The sequence below is a fragment of the Pseudoalteromonas sp. SR45-5 genome, assembly GCF_014163565.1.
Lineage (GTDB): Bacteria > Pseudomonadota > Gammaproteobacteria > Enterobacterales > Alteromonadaceae > Pseudoalteromonas > Pseudoalteromonas distincta.
On sequence record NZ_JACJDN010000274.1, the window covers coordinates 1 to 5,190 of the forward strand.

The window sequence follows — 5,190 nt, forward strand, 5'->3', positions numbered from 1 at the left end:
ATTTTTTATTTTTTGAACAAGACTATGAAGATGATGCAGTAATTGAGCCGACTAAGTTTTGGGATATTTTAATTGTTGATGACGAACCTGAGATCCACTCTGTAACAAAGTTAGCTTTGTCTGGGGTTGAGTTTTAGGGGGCAGGCTTGCGATTTCATGATGCCTATTCGGGAGCTGAAGCAATAGAGATTTTAGCTGAAAATAACGATATTTCAGTTATTTTTTTAGACGTTATTATGGAAACTGACGATGCTGGCTTGCAGGTTGTAAAAAGGGTGCGTGACGAATTAAATAATCAACATGTGAGAATTATTTTAAGAACAGGGCAAGCTGGTAATATACCAGAAGAAAAAGTAATACGTGAATACGATATAAATGATTATAAAACTAAAACAGAACTCACTCGCTCTAAATTAGTAACATCGCTCATAACCGCTATTCGCTCTTACGAGCAGGTATGCCAGCTTGAATATCAAAGTGATGCAATGAACACGATTGTTTCTGCATCAAAGTCTATTTTAGGGCTTACTGATATTAAGCAACTATGCAAAGAAATCATCAAGCACATGAGTATTATTTTAAAGTGTTCACCTCGAGGGCTTGTGTGCAGCAAATTAGACGGCGATGACTTTATTCAAGTATTAGGTGGTTGTGGGCATTACGAAGACTACTTTGGTGAAAAATTAATTAATGTTGATAGCAAAGTATTTAAACAAGTTGAGTTGTGTTTTGATTTATCAAAGCATCAACATACAGACTCAAATGCAACATTTGTATTAAAAAGTAAGCATAGAAAAGCGGCTTTATATATAGAATGTGACCATGTTCCTTTGCAAGCACAATTGCAGTTTGCTGAAATCTTCTTAACAAATGTGAGTGTTGCCCTGGATAATATAAGGCTGTTTGTAAAGTTAAGAGATGCAGCTTATAAAGATGTGCTTACAGGTATTTCAAATCGTACCAATTTTATTGAACGGGTAGAGCGTTATCAAAAGCCGCACGTGAATGATTATGTATTTGTACTACTTGATATAGTTAATTTTGCAGATATTAATAATGGCTTAGGGCAAGAGGTCGGCAATAAAGTATTAATTGGCATTGTGCAAAGGTTAAAAGAAAACTACCCAACAGCTAAGTTACTATCTCGTATTGGTGCTGATGTTTTTGGTTTTATTATTCGCCGTGATGAACTCGACTTAAAAAAATTGAATGAGCAGTTAGGTGTTCCATTTTGCGCAGAAGAGCATACATTGCCTATCGATTTTAGATTGGGTTTATGCCAACAGCAAGACTTTCAAAGTAGCGGGATTGATACACTTAAAGTTGCTTATATTGCACTTGACCAAGCTAAAAAAGCAAAGCATAAAGAAGGCGTTTATTACAATATCGACATGCAAGATAAAATGGCTTGGCGCATAGGAATTATTAGACAATTACGCCATGATTTTGCTCGAAACAAGTTAGAGGTATGGTACCAACCTCAACTTTCATTAGATGACTTGTCTTTAATTGGGTGTGAGGCATTACTTAGGTGGCCCACCGGTAATGGGTCGTATATATCGCCAGCGGTATTTGTTCCACTTGCAGAAGATGCGGGCTTGATTGTTGATATAGGGCAGTGGGTTTTAGAGCAAGCTTGCCAACAACAAAAGCGCCTAGAAAATATGGGTACCGAAATTTGTATTGCGGTTAATGTGTCTGTTCCGCAGTTTAAAGTAAAAGGTTATGCTCAAAACGTTAAAAATACATTATTAAAATATGGTGTTAAGCCAAAAAACATAGAGTTAGAAGTCACAGAAAGCGTAGTAATGGATGAACTCGAAACTGTTATTAATACACTTAGAGAGCTTCAAGAGTTAGGGATTGAGGTTGCTATTGATGACTTTGGGACTGGCTTTTCATCGCTTAGTTATATACAAAGTTTACCCTTGGATAGGTTGAAAATAGATCGTGCATTTATTAAGGATCTGCCAAATGATGACACTGGCGCTATTGCTGCCTTAGTTATTTCTCTTGGTGCTAAGTTGGGTTTAAAAACGATTGCTGAAGGCGTTGAAACACAAGAACAAGCTCAGTTCTTAAAAAACTTAGGCTGTGATGAGGTACAAGGTTTTATGTATGCTAAACCCATGCCTGAGCATGAATTGATAGAATTTATAAATAAACGCTAAAAAAGATTAACTTATTATTTAAGCTAATGAACGATTTAGAATTTAAAGCGCGATATGCTTTGACTACTTTGTATATATAAAGAATTTAGTAGGGTATAATTCGCGCCTTTTGTTATTCTACGGCCACAATTATGAGCACACTCAAAGCTAAGCGCGCCTTATTTTCATACCCGAAATACTGGGCTGAATGTTATGGCACCGCGCCATTTTTACCAACTACACGTGAAGAAATGGATGCACTTGGCTGGGATAGCTGCGACATAATAATAATTAGTGGCGATGCGTATGTTGACCATCCTAGTTTTGGTATGGCTGTAATTGGCCGTGTACTTGAAGCGCAAGGCTTTAGAGTGGGGATTATTGCCCAACCGGCATGGGACTCTAAAGATGCATTTATGGAGCTCGGCAGACCGAATTTATTTTTTGGTGTAACAGCCGGCAACATGGATTCGATGATCAACCGCTATACAGCGGAAAAGCGCATGCGCCACGATGATGCTTACACGCCTAATAACGTTGGCGGTAAGCGCCCAGATCGCGCCGTGATGATTTACTCGCAAAAATGCCGTGAAGCATACAAAGGTATCCCAATTGTTATTGGCGGTATTGAAGCCAGCCTTCGCCGTATTGCTCATTACGACTATTGGCAGGAAAAAGTACGTCGTAGTATTTTGGTTGATGCAAAAGCCGATATTTTAATTTACGGTAACGCAGAGCGCCCGCTAGTTGAAGTTGCACACCGTATTGCGGCGGGTGAAACGATGGATACGATTCAGGATATTCGCGGCACGGCTGTTATTCGAAAAGAGCCTCTACCTGGTTGGCGTGGCAGTGATTCTACCGCTATTGATAAAATTGGTAAAATCGACCCTATTCCAAACCCATATGGCGCGGATGATGTTGGCTGTAGTAAATCAGAATTTAAACAAGCGGGTATTGATTTAAAAGCAGAAGCGGCAAAACCAATCATGGTTCAGCCTGCACGTCCTAAGCCGTGGGAAAAAACCTATGTTAAGTTACCTGCTTATGAGCAAGTAAGTGTTAACAAACCTCTATACGCCCATGCCTCGCGCATTTTACACCAAGAAACAAACCCTGGTTGTGCAAGGGCGCTTTACCAACGACATGGCGATCGCTCTATTTGGGTAAACCCGCCAGCATATCCATTAGAAACACATGAAATGGATGCTGTATTTGGTTTGCCGTATCAGCGTATTCCTCACCCAAGTTATGGTGATGCTAAAATCCCTGCTTACGATATGATTAAAACGTCAGTTAATATTATGCGTGGCTGTTTTGGTGGTTGTTCGTTTTGCTCAATTACAGAGCATGAAGGGCGCATTATTCAAAGTCGTTCACAAGAATCTATTATTGAAGAAATTGAACAAATTAGAGATAAAGTTCCCGGCTTTACTGGTGTTATTTCTGATTTAGGTGGCCCAACGGCGAATATGTATAAGCTGCGCTGTACGAGCAAAAAGGCCGAGAGTACCTGTAGACGCTTATCATGTGTGTATCCAGATATTTGTAAACACATGGATACAGATCATACGCCAACAATAGATTTGTATAAAAAAGCACGTGAAGTTAAGGGTATTAAAAAGGTATTGATTGCTTCAGGTGTACGTTACGATTTAGCGGTACGCGACCCGCGTTACGTTAAAGAATTAGTAACGCACCATGTAGGCGGTTACTTAAAAATAGCGCCAGAGCATACAGAGGATGGTCCATTATCAAAAATGATGAAACCAGGTATGGGAGCGTACGATCAATTTAAAGAACTATTTGATAAGTACTCTAAAGAAGCTGGTAAAAAGCAGTATTTAATTCCTTACTTTATATCTGCTCACCCAGGTACAAAAGATGAAGACATGGTAAACATGGCTTTATGGCTTAAATCAAACGACTTTAAGCTTGATCAGGTACAAAATTTTTACCCATCACCTATGGCTAATGCGACGACTATTTACCATACAGAGATGAACTCTTTGCGTAATATAAAAAACAACTCAGAAGTTGTTCCTGTACCTAAAGGCGCACGCCAACGTAGATTACATAAAGCTATTTTACGCTACCACGATGCAGCTGGTTGGCCAATGATACGTGAAGCTCTACGTAAAATGGGTAAAGCTAATTTAATTGGTAAAGGGCCTAACTGTTTAGTGCCAGAAGAAGGGCGCGATGAAAAAGCAGGTAAAGGTGGTAAAAAAGGTGGGCGTCCGGCACTAACGCGACATACTGGTTTTAGCCAATTTAAAAAGGCAAACACTAAGCCAAAAGTGGGCGGTAATCGTCAAAGCACACGTTAGTAATTTTATTCGCTAATAGATAAGGCTAATTGCGGTACGCGTTTTTTAGCTTTTGTATACGTAAATTAAGTCAGCTTTGCTCTTTATTATCTATATTATTGTAGGTGATAAAGAGTGAGGTTTTAGAGCCCCCCTCTCTTTAGATATCCTGTGCTAAGTTTAGCTTTTTTTTAAAGCATTGATGATAACCACAAACGCAATTTAAGTGACCATAACGGCTGAATGCCGGTGAGTCCTTGCGTCATTTTATTATCTTTTAAGATTATATAAGATGGCGTGACTTGTCCCTGCCAATCGGAAAATATCTCCCCGTGTTGATCGTTAACAGTACTGAAGCTGTAGCCTTGCTCATTTAAATAATCATGCAGCTCTTGATCAGAGCCTGATTTTATCGCGATGCTCACAACAGGGTATTTATTCTCGTTTGCGAGTTCGTTTATGGCAGGGGAGGTAATACTACAAATAGGACACCAAGTTCCCCAAAAATACACAAGCGTGGGTTTATCTTGGCTCATTGCTGCTAAATTAATGTTTTGCCCTTTATAGTCGATTAATTGTAATTGAGGATTTGCTGGCATGACAGGTTGCCGCCACCAATTGACGGCGGTATAAATGACGAAAAATATAGAGCCATATACCAGTAGACTTTTTAATATGGATACGCTTTTTTGTTTTAGCGTTTTTTTAGGTATGTCATTTTTATGTTTGGT

At 39.2% G+C, this 5,190-nt stretch carries 2 protein-coding genes and 1 pseudogene; 2 read left to right on the plus strand and 1 reads right to left on the minus strand.

Translation table 11 applies throughout. From position 1 onward, the window contains the following. Positions 1–2,171: pseudogene (locus H5072_RS11300) on the plus strand (EAL domain-containing protein); the annotation flags it as partial. Positions 2,172–2,302: 131 nt separating this feature from the next. Beyond that, positions 2,303–4,480 (plus strand): YgiQ family radical SAM protein, encoded by a 2,178-nt coding sequence (locus H5072_RS11305; protein ID WP_182693570.1) that lies wholly within the window; start codon positions 2,303–2,305, stop codon positions 4,478–4,480. 170 nt (positions 4,481–4,650) lie between these two features. Here H5072_RS11305 and H5072_RS11310 read toward each other — a convergent pair. Beyond that, positions 4,651–5,190: protein disulfide oxidoreductase (locus tag H5072_RS11310; RefSeq protein WP_259395924.1), on the minus strand; the 540-nt coding region annotated here is incomplete at its 5' end.